This window comes from Pseudomonas sp. ICMP 561, assembly GCF_002699985.1.
GTDB classification, from domain to species: domain Bacteria; phylum Pseudomonadota; class Gammaproteobacteria; order Pseudomonadales; family Pseudomonadaceae; genus Aquipseudomonas; species Aquipseudomonas quasicaspiana.
On the sequence record NZ_LKBT01000056.1, the window covers coordinates 269,649 to 283,119 of the forward strand.

Annotated in this window: 8 protein-coding genes; 7 read left to right on the forward strand and 1 reads right to left on the reverse strand. The window is 56.2% G+C overall.

The genetic code is table 11. From position 1 onward, the window contains the following. The first annotated feature begins 228 nt into the window (after positions 1-228). From AO242_RS25100 to brnQ, 6 genes are all read left to right on the forward strand, one after another. On the forward strand, positions 229-3,060 hold the full coding sequence (locus AO242_RS25100; RefSeq protein ID WP_095096968.1) for a 2-oxoglutarate dehydrogenase E1 component: 2,832 nt from the start codon (positions 229-231) through the stop codon (positions 3,058-3,060). A gap of 41 nt (positions 3,061-3,101) precedes the next feature. After that, a complete protein-coding gene (gene odhB, locus AO242_RS25105) occupies positions 3,102-4,334 on the forward strand; it encodes a 2-oxoglutarate dehydrogenase complex dihydrolipoyllysine-residue succinyltransferase (RefSeq protein WP_099270812.1) in 1,233 nt (410 codons plus the stop codon). A 173-nt stretch (positions 4,335-4,507) separates the two neighbouring features. Further along, positions 4,508-5,944 (forward strand): dihydrolipoyl dehydrogenase, encoded by a 1,437-nt coding sequence (gene lpdA / locus AO242_RS25110; protein ID WP_027900898.1) that lies wholly within the window; start codon positions 4,508-4,510, stop codon positions 5,942-5,944. 188 nt (positions 5,945-6,132) lie between these two features. Further along, a complete protein-coding gene (sucC, locus tag AO242_RS25115; RefSeq protein ID WP_032629164.1) occupies positions 6,133-7,299 on the forward strand; it encodes an ADP-forming succinate--CoA ligase subunit beta in 1,167 nt (388 codons plus the stop codon). Beyond that, positions 7,299-8,183: a succinate--CoA ligase subunit alpha gene (gene sucD / locus AO242_RS25120; protein ID WP_027900900.1), complete on the forward strand. Its 885-nt coding sequence runs from the start codon at positions 7,299-7,301 to the stop codon at positions 8,181-8,183. The genes sucC and sucD overlap by 1 nt, the downstream gene beginning before the upstream one ends. Before the next feature lie 1,045 nt (positions 8,184-9,228). Beyond that, a complete protein-coding gene (brnQ, locus tag AO242_RS25130; RefSeq protein ID WP_099270813.1) occupies positions 9,229-10,542 on the forward strand; it encodes a branched-chain amino acid transport system II carrier protein in 1,314 nt (437 codons plus the stop codon). A gap of 122 nt (positions 10,543-10,664) precedes the next feature. Here brnQ and AO242_RS25135 read toward each other — a convergent pair whose 3' ends face one another. Beyond that, positions 10,665-10,922, reverse strand: a complete 258-nt coding sequence (locus tag AO242_RS25135; protein WP_087267897.1) for a hypothetical protein — start codon at positions 10,920-10,922, stop codon at positions 10,665-10,667. A 594-nt stretch (positions 10,923-11,516) separates the two neighbouring features. Here AO242_RS25135 and htpG point away from each other — a divergent pair. Continuing rightward, positions 11,517-13,421, forward strand: a complete 1,905-nt coding sequence (htpG, locus tag AO242_RS25140; protein ID WP_099270866.1) for a molecular chaperone HtpG — start codon at positions 11,517-11,519, stop codon at positions 13,419-13,421. Positions 13,422-13,471: the final 50 nt, after the last annotated feature.

Consider the following 13,471-nt stretch of genomic DNA (forward strand, 5'->3'; position numbering starts at 1 on the left):
GTAACCGCTGCGGCGCAGGCTTCAACCGGCGCCGTAGTTTTAACCTGAGCAGCAGCGAGTAACGCTGCGGCTCTTATTTTGAAGAAATAAGACCAGCAGGGGCATCCGGGCTGGTACCCGGACTATCTGCGTGATCCTAAGTGGCTTGATACAGTCGCTGCACATGACTATCTCAGGTTTGCTGTGGTGTCTTCGCCGGTGGTGTCCCCTTACCGAGGGTGACCAAGCATGCAAGAAAGCGTGATGCAGCGCATGTGGAACAGTGCCCACCTTTCCGGTGGTAACGCTGCCTATGTGGAAGAGCTCTATGAGCTCTACCTGCACGACCCTAACGCTGTGCCAGAGGAATGGCGCACCTACTTTCAGAAGTTGCCCGCTGACGGCAACTCTGCCACCGATGTATCGCACTCGACGATTCGCGATCATTTTGTGTTGCTGGCGAAAAACCAGCGCCGCGCCCAACCGGTATCCGCCGGTAGCGTGAGCAGCGAGCATGAAAAGAAGCAGGTCGAAGTACTGCGGCTCATCCAGGCTTACCGTATGCGCGGCCATCAGGCTGCCCAGCTCGATCCGCTGGGGCTGTGGCAACGTACGGCACCAGCTGACCTGTCGATCAATCACTATGGGTTGACCAACGCTGACCTGGATACCACTTTCCGTGCCGGTGACTTGTTCATTGGCAAAGAGGAAGCGAGCCTACGCGAAATCCAGGACGCCCTACATAAGACATATTGCCGCACCATTGGCGCCGAATTCACTCACATCGTGGATTCCGAGCAGCGCAACTGGTTCATGCAGCGTCTTGAGAGTGTCCGTGGCCGTCCTGCTTTCTCTGCCGAAATTCAGAGCCATCTGCTCGAGCGCGTTACCGCGGCAGAGGGTCTCGAGAAGTACCTGGGCACCAAGTATCCGGGCACCAAGCGCTTCGGTCTGGAAGGTGGCGAGAGCCTGATCCCGATGCTGGACGAGTTGATCCAGCGCTCCGGTTCGTATGGCACCAAGGAAATCGTTATCGGTATGGCCCACCGTGGCCGTCTGAACGTGCTGGTCAACACCTTCGGCAAAAACCCGCGCGAGTTGTTCGACGAGTTCGAAGGCAAGAAGAAAGTCGAGCTGGGTTCCGGTGACGTTAAATACCACCAGGGCTTCTCCTCGAACGTAATGACCACTGGCGGCGAAGTTCACCTCGCCATGGCGTTCAACCCGTCACACCTGGAGATCGTCTCTCCGGTGGTTGAAGGTTCGGTTCGCGCCCGTCAGGATCGTCGTAACGATCCGAACGGTGACAAGGTTCTGCCAATTTCCCTCCACGGTGATGCTGCTTTTGCAGGGCAGGGCGTGGTCATGGAAACCTTCCAGATGTCGCAGACCCGCGGCTTCAAGACAGGCGGCACGATCCACATCGTCATCAACAACCAGGTAGGCTTCACCATCAGCAACCCGCTGGACTCGCGTTCCACCGAGTACGCCACCGACGTTGCCAAGATGATTCAGGCGCCGATTCTCCATGTAAATGGTGATGACCCTGAAGCCGTCGTTTTCGTGACCCAACTGGCTATCGACTACCGCATGCAGTTCAAGCGTGACGTGGTTATCGATCTGGTCTGCTACCGTCGTCGCGGTCACAACGAAGCGGATGAGCCGAGCGGCACTCAGCCTCTGATGTACCAGCAAATCACCAAGCAGCGCACCACGCGTGAGCTGTATGCCGAAAGCCTGATCAAGGCCGGCGTTCTGGACGAGGCTCGCGTACAGGCCAAGATCGACGACTACCGCAACGCGCTGGACAACGGTCTGCATGTTGTGAAAAGTCTGGTCAAAGAGCCAAATAAAGAGCTGTTCGTGGACTGGCGTCCTTATCTGGGCCACGCCTGGACTGCACGTCACGACACTCGCTTTGATCTCAAGACCCTGCAGGAACTGTCAGCCAAGCTGATGGAGCTGCCAGAAGGTTTTGTGGTTCAGCGTCAGGTTCAGAAAATCTACGAAGACCGTCAAAAGATGCAAGCTGGCGGCCTGCCGATCAACTGGGGTTACGCCGAAACCATGGCGTACGCGACCCTGGCGTTCGAAGGTCACCCGATCCGCATGACGGGTCAGGACATCGGCCGCGGTACGTTCTCGCACCGTCACGCTGTACTGCACAACCAGAAAGACGCCGGGACTTACATCCCGCTGCAGAATCTGTATGCCGGTCAGCCACGTTTCGATCTGTATGACTCCTTCCTCTCGGAAGAAGCCGTGCTGGCATTCGAATACGGCTACTCGACGACTCAGCCAGATGCACTGGTTATCTGGGAAGCCCAGTTCGGCGATTTCGCCAACGGTGCGCAAGTGGTTATCGACCAGTTCATCACCAGCGGCGAGCACAAGTGGGGCCGTCTGTGCGGTCTGACCATGTTGCTGCCTCACGGTTATGAAGGGCAGGGGCCAGAGCACTCGTCGGCACGTCTTGAGCGTTACCTGCAGGGTTGTGCCGAGCACAACATTCAGGTGTGCGTACCGACTACACCGGCGCAGATCTACCACTTGCTGCGTCGCCAGGTCATCCGTCCGCTGCGTAAGCCGCTGATCGTCCTGACGCCAAAGTCGTTGCTGCGTCACAAGCTGGCCGTTTCTACCCTGGAAGATCTCGCCGAAGGTTCGTTCCAGACCGTGATCCCGGAAATCGACACCCTCGATGCCGCCAAGGTGACCCGTCTGGTGCTGTGCGGCGGTAAGGTTTACTACGACCTGCTGGAAAAACGCCGTGCCGAAGGCCGCGAAGATATCGCCATCGTGCGTATCGAGCAGCTGTACCCGTTCCCGGAAGACGACCTGATGGAGGCGATTGCGCCTTACACCAATCTGCAGAATGTAGTGTGGTGCCAGGAAGAGCCGATGAACCAGGGTGCCTGGTACAGCAGCCAGCACCACCTGCGTCGCAGCGTTGGCAATCACAACCGCAACCTCGTCCTCGAGTATGCCGGTCGTGACGCCTCTGCAGCGCCTGCATGTGGTTACGCTTCGATGCACGCCGAGCAGCAGGAAAAACTGCTGCAAGATGCCTTCACTGTTTAACGCCTTCGCGCATTAGAAACCGAATTAAGGAATTACAGATAATGGCTATCGAGATCAAAGCCCCCTCTTTCCCGGAATCAGTTGCCGACGGCACCATTTCCAAGTGGCACAAACAGCCGGGCGAAGCGGTAAAACGTGACGAGCTGCTGGTTGATATCGAGACTGACAAAGTTGTCCTCGAAGTACTGGCTGAAGCTGACGGCGTACTGGCATCGATCGTGAAAGGCGAGGGCGAAATCGTCCTCTCCAACGAACTGATCGCAACTCTGGACGGTGGCGCTACCGCATCTGCTGCTCCGGCTGCCGCTGCTGCACCTGCTGCTGCCCCGGCTCAAGCAGCTGCCCCGGCCGCTGCTCCAGCTGCTGGCGACGAAGATTCGGTTGCTGCTCCTGCTGCTCGCAAACTGGCTGAAGAAAACGGCATCAACCTCGCCAGCGTCAAAGGCACTGGTAAAGACGGCCGTGTGACCAAGGAAGACGTGGTTGCTGCTGTTGAAGCCAAGAAGTCCGCGCCTGCTGCACCTGCCGCCAAGCCAGCCGCTGCCGCTGCTCCAGTCGTCGCTGCTGGCGACCGCACCGAGAAGCGTGTACCGATGACTCGCGTACGTGCCACCGTTGCAAAGCGTCTGGTTGAAGCTCAATCGAACATGGCGATGCTGACCACTTTCAACGAAGTCGACATGACTGAAGTCATGGCACTGCGTTCGAAGTACAAGGACCTGTTCGAGAAGTCCAACAACGGCGTGCGCCTGGGCTTCATGTCGTTCTTCGTCAAGGCTACTACCGAAGCGCTGAAACGCTTCCCGGCAGTCAACGCATCGATCGACGGTTCCGACATCGTTTATCACGGCTATGCCGACGTCGGTGTTGCGGTTTCCAGCGACCGTGGTCTGGTGGTTCCGGTTCTGCGTAACGCAGAGCAGATGAGCCTGGCTGAAATCGAAGGCGGCATCGCTACCTTCGGCAAGAAAGCTCGCGACGGTAAGCTGTCCATCGACGAAATGACTGGTGGTACCTTCACCATCACTAACGGTGGTACTTTTGGTTCGATGATGTCGACGCCAATCGTCAACCCGCCACAAGCGGCCATTCTGGGCATGCACAACATCATTCAGCGCCCGATGGCGGTCAATGGTCAGGTTGTGATTCGTCCAATGATGTACCTGGCTCTGTCCTACGATCACCGTTTGATCGATGGTAAAGAAGCTGTGACGTTCCTGGTGACCATCAAGAACCTGCTGGAAGATCCAGCTCGTCTGCTGCTGGATATCTGATTCACGACAGCTGCAAGCCGCAAGCGTCAAGCTGCAAGTAAAAGCAGCCTGGCGCTGAAGCTTTGGCCGTCGCTACATCCTAATGAACAGGTTGCAACGCTCGTCTGTAATACATCACAGGCCAGCTTGCAGCCTGTAGCTTAAAGCTCGCAGCTAAAGAGGAACTCTTTGTTATGTCCCAGAAATTCGACGTGGTAGTGATTGGCGCAGGCCCTGGCGGTTATGTTGCCGCCATCAAGGCTGCGCAACTTGGTCTCAAGACTGCCTGCATCGAGAAGTATCAGGACAAGGAGGGCAAGCTGGCCCTTGGCGGTACTTGCCTGAACGTGGGTTGCATTCCGTCCAAGGCGCTGCTGGACAGCTCCTGGAAGTTCTATGAAGCCAAAAATGGCTTCTCGATCCATGGTATTTCGACTTCCGAAGTCAGCATGGATGTACCGGCCATGGTTGGCCGCAAAGCCAACATCGTCAAAGGCCTGACCGGCGGCGTTGCCAGCCTGTTCAAAGCCAATGGCGTGACCACTCTGCAAGGCCACGGCAAACTGCTGGCCGGCAAGAAAGTCGAGCTGACCGCTGCTGATGGCACTGTTGAAATCATCGAAGCGGATCACGTGATCCTGGCTTCCGGTTCGCGTCCGATTGACATTCCACCGGCTCCGGTCGATCAGAAAGTCATCGTTGATTCGACTGGCGCTCTGGAATTCCAACAGGTTCCACAACGTCTGGGCGTGATCGGCGCTGGCGTGATCGGTCTGGAACTGGGTTCCGTATGGGCTCGTCTGGGGGCTCAGGTTACTGTTCTGGAAGCGCTGGAGAAATTCATCCCTGCCGCTGACGAAGCTGTTTCCAAAGAAGCCCTGAAGACCTTCACCAAGCAAGGCCTGGACATCAAGCTGGGCGCTCGCGTCACCGGTTCGAAAGTCGAAGGCGAAGAAGTTGTGGTCAGCTACACCGACGCAGCGGGCGAGCAGTCGATCACTTTCGACCGCCTGATCGTGGCCGTTGGTCGTCGTCCTGTGACGACTGATCTGCTCGCTTCCGACAGCGGCGTGGACCTGGATGAGCGTGGTTTCATCTACGTTGATGACTACTGCACCACCAGCGTTCCTGGCGTTTACGCCATCGGCGACGTGGTTCGTGGTCTGATGCTGGCCCACAAGGCTTCTGAAGAAGGCATCATGGTTGTCGAGCGCATCAAGGGCCATAAGGCTCAGATGAACTACAATCTGATTCCTTCGGTCATCTATACGCACCCGGAAATCGCATGGGTGGGTAAAACCGAACAGACCTTGAAGAGCGAAGGCGTTGAAGTTAACGTCGGCACCTTCCCGTTCGCAGCCAGCGGCCGTGCCATGGCAGCCAACGACACGGGCGGCTTCGTCAAGATCATTGCCGACGCCAAGACTGACCGTGTTCTGGGCGTTCACGTTATTGGTCCTAGCGCTGCCGAGCTGGTACAGCAGGGCGCGATCGCGATGGAATTCGGCAGCAGTGCCGAAGACATCGGCATGATGGTCTTCTCCCATCCGACGCTTTCCGAAGCATTGCATGAAGCTGCTCTGGCCGTGAATGGCGGTGCCATCCACATCCAGAACCGCAAAAAGCGTTAAGACAACAAGAGAAACCACGACGGACTGCCCGTCGTGAGCCTTGCGAGCAAGACTCACCGCGGAATGTCCGCCGGACTCGACCTCCGGACTCTCCCTGAAGGGATTGCCCGGGGTATCGGTCACAGGTGGTGCGGCACGCCAGACGTGCAGCACCGAATGCGCAGTACCTAACGAAGACGGTAATAAGCATGAATCTTCACGAGTATCAGGGTAAGCAGCTGTTCGCTGAGTACGGTCTGCCAGTATCCAAAGGCTACGCAGTAGACACCCCGGAAGCAGCAGCAGAAGCTTGCGATAAAATTGGCGGGACCGAGTGGGTTGTCAAAGCCCAGGTTCACGCGGGTGGTCGCGGTAAAGCGGGCGGCGTAAAGCTGGTTCGCAGCAAAGAAGACGCTGCAGCGTTCGCCCAGCAATGGTTGGGCAAGCGTCTGGTAACTTACCAGACTGACGCCAACGGTCAGCCAGTGACCAAGATCCTGGTTGAATCCTGCACCGACATCGCTAAAGAGCTGTATCTCGGCGCTGTAGTGGATCGTTCCAGCCGTCGTATCGTGTTCATGGCTTCCACCGAAGGTGGCGTGGACATCGAGAAGATTGCTCACGACACTCCTGAGAAAATCCTCAAGGCCACGATCGATCCACTGGTTGGCGCTCAGCCATTTCAGGGTCGCGATCTGGCATTCCAGCTGGGTCTGGAAGGCAAGCAGGTTTCCCAGTTCGCCAAGATCTTCACCGGTCTGGCCAAGCTGTTCCAGGACCACGATCTGGCCCTGCTGGAAGTGAACCCGCTGGTCATCAAGGCTGACGGCGATCTGCACTGCCTCGACGCCAAGATCAACATCGACGCCAACGCCATGTACCGTCAGCCAAAGCTGAAGGCTTTCCACGATCCATCGCAAGATGATCCGCGCGAAGCCCACGCTGCCAAGTTCGAACTGAACTACGTGGCACTGGAAGGTAACATCGGCTGCATGGTCAACGGTGCTGGCCTGGCCATGGGTACCATGGACATCGTCAACCTGCATGGCGGCAAGCCAGCCAACTTCCTCGACGTAGGCGGTGGTGCAACCAAGGAACGCGTTACCGAAGCGTTCAAGATCATTCTGTCCGACACCAACGTCGCTGCAGTTCTGGTCAACATCTTCGGCGGCATCGTTCGTTGCGACATGATTGCCGAAGGCATCATCGGTGCAGTGAAAGAAGTCGGCGTGAAAATCCCGGTTGTTGTTCGCCTTGAAGGTAACAACGCTGAACTGGGCGCTAAAGTACTGGCAGAAAGCGGTTTGAACATCATCGCGGCTACCAGCCTGACCGACGCTGCTCAACAAGTTGTCAAAGCTGCGGAGGGCAAGTAATGAGCGTCCTGATCAATAAAGACACCAAAGTAATCTGCCAGGGCTTCACTGGTTCGCAGGGTACTTTCCACTCCGAGCAAGCCATTGCCTACGGCACCAAAATGGTTGGCGGCGTGACTCCAGGCAAAGGTGGCACCACTCACCTGAATCTGCCAGTGTTCAACACTGTGCAAGAAGCAGTAGACAAAACCGGCGCAACTGCTTCGGTTATCTACGTTCCAGCTCCGTTCTGCAAGGACTCCATCCTTGAAGCGGCGTTCGGCGGTATCAAGCTGATCGTCTGCATCACCGAAGGCATCCCGACCATCGATATGCTGGAAGCCAAGGTCAAGTGCGACGAACTGGGCGTGGTCCTGATCGGTCCTAACTGCCCAGGCGTTATCACTCCGGGCGAGTGCAAGATCGGCATCATGCCAGGTCACATTCACTTGCCAGGCAAAGTAGGCATCGTGTCGCGTTCCGGCACCCTGACTTACGAAGCTGTTAAGCAGACTACTGACGCCGGTTTCGGTCAGTCGACTTGCGTTGGTATCGGTGGTGACCCGATCCCTGGCTCCAACTTCATCGACATCCTGAAGCTGTTCCAGGAAGACCCGAAGACCGAAGCGATCGTGATGATCGGTGAAATCGGCGGTTCGGCTGAAGAAGAAGCGGCTGCCTACATCAAGGCACACGTGACCAAGCCGGTTGTTTCCTACATCGCTGGTGTGACTGCTCCTCCGGGCAAGCGCATGGGCCATGCTGGCGCAATCATTTCTGGCGGCAAAGGCACTGCAGACGAGAAATTCGCTGCGCTGCAAGACGCAGGTGTTAAAACCGTGCGTTCGCTGGCAGACATCGGCAAGGCTTTGGCTGAGCTGACTGGTTGGGAAGTCAAAAAATAAGCATCTGCTTATTTGATTGACCGACTACACAAAGGCCACCTTCGGGTGGCCTTTGTGCGTTGTGGAGGGGCTACACCTCTTTCCTGATGTGGTTTGTGTGCATATCCGTTGTTGGGTAACGGCTGAAATTGGTTGCGCTTTTACAGCGCCTCACTTTTGGGCCCAAAAGTAAGCAAAAGGCTTTTGCCCCACCACTCGGCACCTCGCTGTCGCTCGGTGTACCCGCCCGCAGATCCTGAACCGTGGGCCGCCGCAACGGGCCATCCATGGCCCAATGCGGCTAACCCGGCGTCCTGCCGGGTTGCCCACGGTTCAGAATCTGCGTTCGGCCAGCGTGGTTTAACGGGGCGCCCAAAATCAAAAGCGCAGCGGCCTGAGAGCCGACCTGATTTGTGAACTTACCGATTTTCTGTAGGAGCTGCCGAAGGCTGCGATGCGGTGTGTCAGACGAAACCTGTGTTGGATATGCTAACGTCTCGCGAACAAGTTCGCTCCTACCGGTCCGGGATAAAACTGCTGCGTTTGATCTGCTTTTGATTTTGATCTTAAGCGCCCCGTTAAACCACGCCGGCCGGAATTCGACATTGCTGCGTGGGGTAAACAGGCAGGGATGCCGGTTTAGCCGCCTCAGGCCATGGATGGCCGGTGGCGGCGGCCCCACGCAGCAATGTCGGATTACGGGTATGCCGAGCGACAGCGAGGCACCCAGTGGTGGGGCAAGAGCGTTTTGCTTACTTTTGCGCTCCATCAAAAGTGAGGCGCTGTAAAAGCGCAACCAATATCAGCCGTTACCCCAAAAACGGATATGTACACAAAAACAACCGGTGCAAGATAAACCAAACCCCCCAACCGTGCGTTCATCGGCCGCTTCGCCCTCTATTAGTGCAATAAACACGCAAATTGGTTAGGCTAGCCGCCATTTTGTGCATCGCGGGTCTCACAAGGAGCCGCCGCACAGCGGCTCGTCCTAAAAGGACCGGCATGAATTTCCCCCACTCAACGGGAAGTCGCCCTCCAATTCCGATTCTGAAGTGTGGTTTTCTCAATGAAAGTGTTGAAAGGTCAGGACATCCTGGCACTGGGTTTCATGACGTTTGCCCTGTTCGTAGGGGCTGGCAACATCATCTTCCCGCCCATCGTAGGCCTGCAGGCCGGGCCGAATGTATGGATGGCCGCGTTAGGCTTTCTGGTCACGGCAGTCGGTCTGCCCGTTGTCACCGTCATCGCGCTGGCCAAGGTCGGTGGCGCAATGGATGCGCTCAGTAGCCCCATCGGCAAGGTCGCTGGCAGTATCCTCGCCGCAGTTTGCTATCTGTCCGTAGGGCCACTGTTCGCCACACCGCGCACGGCGACTGTATCGTTCGAAGTCGGGCTCGCGCCGCTGACTGGAGACAGCGCCACTGCGTTGTTTCTCTACAGCCTCGTGTATTTCCTGATTGTGCTGTGGGTGTCGTTTTACCCAGGCCGATTGCTGGACACAGTAGGGCGCTTCCTTGCACCGCTGAAAATAATCGCGCTGGCGGTGCTGGGGATTGCAGCTTTCGCACTGCCCGCAGGAGACATCGGTGTCGCTGAGCCCGCCTATGTCGCAGCACCGTTTTCCCAAGGCTTTATCAATGGCTACCTGACCATGGATACCCTGGGTGCACTGGTGTTCGGCATTGTCATCGTCAACGCTATTCGCTCAAGAGGCGTCGAGTCGCCGCGCCTGATCACCCGTTACGCGATCATTGCCGGTTTGATTGCCGGGGTAGGGCTGGCACTGGTTTACATCAGTCTGTTCCGTCTGGGTTCCGGCAGTCATGCCGTCGCAGCAGGGGCGAGTAATGGTGCGGCGGTGTTGCATGCCTACGTGCAGCATACCTTCGGTTCGCTGGGGAGCGGTTTCCTTGCGGTGCTTATCTCGCTGGCCTGTCTGGTCACCGCCGTGGGCCTGACGTGCGCCTGTGCCGAGTATTTCGCCAAGGTACTGCCATTGTCGTACAAAACCTTGGTGATAATTCTGGCAGCGTTCTCGTTGCTGGTTTCCAATCTGGGTCTGACCAAACTGATTCTGTTCTCGATTCCGGTACTGACGGCGATCTATCCGCCCTGCATCGTTCTGGTCGCGCTGAGTTTCTGCAAAAACTTCTGGTATTCCCAGGCTCGTATCGTTGCGCCGGTGATGCTGGTGGCGTTTGTGTTCGGTCTGATTGATGCGATCAAAGGCGCCGGTTTCAAAGATTACCTGCCTCATGCCTTGAGCAACTTGCCCCTTAGCGATCAGGGGTTGGCCTGGCTGATCCCGGCCGTCATTGTTCTGTGCGTAGCATTTGTCTGCGACCGGATTATCGGCAAGCGTAATGAGGCGCTGGCCTGATGTTTAATGGCGTGTGATAAGCGTTCAGAAAAATATCGACAGGCGAGTGTATTAAACTCGTAACTAATAAAGCCCGCTCATGGCGGGCTTTATTATATGAAAAGTCGGGGAAACTTTTCGGCTTACTTGGTAGTCGCTGGATCTTGAGTCGTCTTGCCAGCTTCCTGGGCGCGCTGTGCGTCCGCCTCGGCATTCTTCTGAGCGGCTTCCTGACTTTCTTTGGCCGCGTCGTTCACTTTGTCCTGAGCCTTTTGCATGGACTCTTGAGATTCTTGAGCGGCTTTGTTCGCATCTTGTTGAGTGTTCTCGGATTTCTTGTCGCAAGCGGCAAGGCCCAAGGTGGCAGAGAGCATCAAGGCATAAGCTAAAGTATTGCGCATGGGGTGTTTCTCCTTATTGAATATCTACGAGCCTAAGAGCCTTGCGCATTAAGTTAAGTTCCAACTCTTTTTTCGCGAATTGAATGTGTACGCCGGGCGCACAATCACGGGGGCTGTGCGGCAGTCACGGCAACTTTCGATAAAAATATAAAAGAGGTTGTGAGCCTGACGGGTGAAAGCCTTGTGTTTGAGCGTGTCAGTGGTTTTCTTTATGGATCGACCACTGTCAGGAATCTGCAGTGTAATTAAATCAGTGTGTACGCAAATGGCATCACGCGGGTGCTGGCTTATTCCGAGAAAATCATAGCAGGCCCGAACGCTGGTGTTTGCGTGTCTGTCTCAAATTCGCACCTGTCCTCACTGTGAGCGCGCTCGTCATTGATGCGGATGACGAATGTCGCGGTCTTTGCGCGCCCTCGCTTTAGAGCTGGTTGTCAAGGTGCGAGCGCATTTGAAAATTGACGACTTGTCGATCGAATCAGGTAAGCCCTTGAAATCCGAGACCCAGCCCCCACTTTGATGACAACCCGCCGCCAGACACCGGTTCCGGCTTGTGTCTGGCGGCTTATGCCATCTGATTGGAGTTTGATGACCATGAGTGTGGAAACTCAAAAGGAAACCCTGGGCTTCCAGACCGAGGTGAAGCAACTGCTGCACCTCATGATCCACTCGCTGTATTCCAACAAGGAAATCTTCCTTCGCGAGTTGATCTCTAACGCCTCTGACGCCGTCGATAAACTGCGCTTCGAAGCACTGTCCAAACCGGACCTGCTCGAAGGCGGCGCTGAGCTGAAAATTCGCGTGAGCTTCGACAAGGAAGCGAAAACCGTCACGCTGGAAGACAACGGTATCGGTATGAACCGTGACGATGTGATCACCCACCTGGGGACCATCGCCAAGTCCGGCACCGCCGATTTCATGAAAAACCTGTCTGGCGATCAGAAAAAAGATTCGCACTTGATCGGTCAGTTCGGTGTGGGCTTCTATTCGGCCTTTATCGTGGCCGATCAGGTTGAAGTATTCAGCCGTCGCGCTGGCACACCTGCCAGCGAAGGCGTGCACTGGTCTTCCAAAGGCGAAGGCGAGTTTGAAGTTGCCAACGTCGAGAAGGCCGAGCGCGGTACTCGTATCGTTCTGCACCTGAAGAGCGGTGAAGACGAGTTCGCGGACGGCTACCGTCTGCGCAACATCATCAAGAAATACTCCGATCACATCGCGTTGCCGATCGAGCTGCCGAAAGAATCCGCCGCTGCGGAAGGTGAAGAGGTTCCTGCTGTCGAGTGGGAAACCGTCAACCGCGCCAGCGCGCTATGGACCCGTCCTCGTACTGAAGTGAAGGACGAGGAATATCAGGAGTTCTACAAGCACGTCGCCCATGACTTCGAGAATCCGCTGAGCTGGAGCCACAACAAGGTCGAAGGCAAGCTGGAATACACCTCGCTGTTGTACGTGCCTGCCCGTGCGCCGTTCGACCTGTATCAGCGTGAAGCGCCGCGTGGCCTGAAGCTGTACGTTCAGCGCGTGTTCGTCATGGATCAGGCTGAGTCGTTCCTGCCGCTTTACATGCGCTTCGTCAAAGGCGTGGTCGATTCCAATGACCTGTCCCTGAACGTTTCCCGTGAAATTCTGCAGAAAGACCCGATCATCGATTCAATGAAATCGGCGTTGACCAAGCGTGTCCTGGACATGCTGGAAAAACTGGCGAAAAACGAGCCTGAGCAATACAAAGGCTTCTGGAAAAACTTCGGTCAGGTCATGAAAGAAGGCCCGGCAGAAGACTTCGCCAACAAAGAGAAAATTGCAGGTCTGCTGCGTTTCGCTTCGACTCACGAAGAGGGCGGCGAGCAAGTCGTTTCTCTGGCCGAATACCTGGCTCGCGCCAAGGAAGGTCAGGACAAGATTTACTACCTCACCGGTGAAACCTACGCACAGGTCAAGAACAGCCCGCACCTTGAAGTCTTCCGCAAGAAAGGCATCGAAGTGTTGCTGCTCACCGACCGTATCGATGAGTGGCTGATGAGCTACCTCAGCGATTTCGATGGCAAAGGTTTTGTTGATGTGGCACGTGGTGATCTGGATCTGGGCAAGCTTGATTCCGAAGAGGACAAGAAAGCTCAGGAAGAAATCGCCAAGGATAAAGAAGGCCTGATCGAGCGTCTAAAAGCGGCTCTGGGCGAATCTGTCAGCGAAGTCCGGGTTTCTCATCGTCTGACTGACTCTCCAGCGATCCTGGCCATTGGCGAGGCCGACCTTGGCTTGCAGATGCGTCAGATTCTCGAAGCCAGCGGGCAGAAGGTTCCGGACTCCAAGCCAATCTTCGAATTCAACCCGGCGCATCCGCTGATCGGCAAGCTGGATGCCGAGCAGAGTGAAGAGCGCTTTGGTGACCTGTCGCACATCCTGTTCGATCAGGCTGCGCTTGCGGCCGGTGATAGCTTGAAGGACCCGGCGGCTTACGTGCGCCGTCTGAACAAGTTATTGGTCGAGTTGTCGGTTTAATATTCCGAGTCAAAGAAAACCCGCTTCGGCGGGTTTTCTGATTGTGCTCC

Coding starts and splice junctions, on each gene's coding strand:
- lpdA (WP_027900898.1), top strand. CDS start 4,508: ATGTCCCAGAAATTCGACGTGGTAGTGATTGGCGCAGGCCCTGGCGGT.
- AO242_RS25100 (WP_095096968.1), top strand. CDS start 229: ATGCAAGAAAGCGTGATGCAGCGCATGTGGAACAGTGCCCACCTTTCC.
- sucD (WP_027900900.1), top strand. CDS start 7,299: ATGAGCGTCCTGATCAATAAAGACACCAAAGTAATCTGCCAGGGCTTC.
- htpG (WP_099270866.1), top strand. CDS start 11,517: ATGAGTGTGGAAACTCAAAAGGAAACCCTGGGCTTCCAGACCGAGGTG.
- brnQ (WP_099270813.1), top strand. CDS start 9,229: ATGAAAGTGTTGAAAGGTCAGGACATCCTGGCACTGGGTTTCATGACG.
- odhB (WP_099270812.1), top strand. CDS start 3,102: ATGGCTATCGAGATCAAAGCCCCCTCTTTCCCGGAATCAGTTGCCGAC.
- AO242_RS25135 (WP_087267897.1), bottom strand. CDS start 10,922: ATGCGCAATACTTTAGCTTATGCCTTGATGCTCTCTGCCACCTTGGGC.
- sucC (WP_032629164.1), top strand. CDS start 6,133: ATGAATCTTCACGAGTATCAGGGTAAGCAGCTGTTCGCTGAGTACGGT.